The organism is Nocardioides abyssi, from assembly GCF_030412915.1.
Lineage (GTDB): Bacteria > Actinomycetota > Actinomycetes > Propionibacteriales > Nocardioidaceae > Nocardioides > Nocardioides abyssi.
In genome coordinates this window covers 1-202 of record NZ_JAUHJR010000361.1, presented here as the reverse complement: position 1 = coordinate 202, position 202 = coordinate 1, and the positions used below count along the sequence as shown (strand labels likewise).

Here is a 202-nt window from a genome sequence, read left to right as displayed (position 1 = left end):
CCTCGGTGGGGGGCTCCTCCGTGGGCTCCTCGACAGGCGGGTCGCCCCAGTACTGCACGGTCACCCGCTCGCCCTCGTCGAGCCGGCCGGCCGGGTCGACGGAGGTCACCAGGCCGGCGGTCTCGCCGCCGGGGTTGGCGACCTCCTCGGTGGTCACCCGCAGCCCGGCGCGGGCCAGCTCGCGGCGCACCTCGCCCACGGG

At 78.7% G+C, this 202-nt stretch carries 1 protein-coding gene; it reads right to left on the bottom strand.

Going from position 1 to position 202, the window contains the following annotated elements:
* The coding region (locus QWY29_RS21405) for a PASTA domain-containing protein (protein WP_300963129.1) at positions 1-202 on the bottom strand (202 nt) is incomplete at both ends.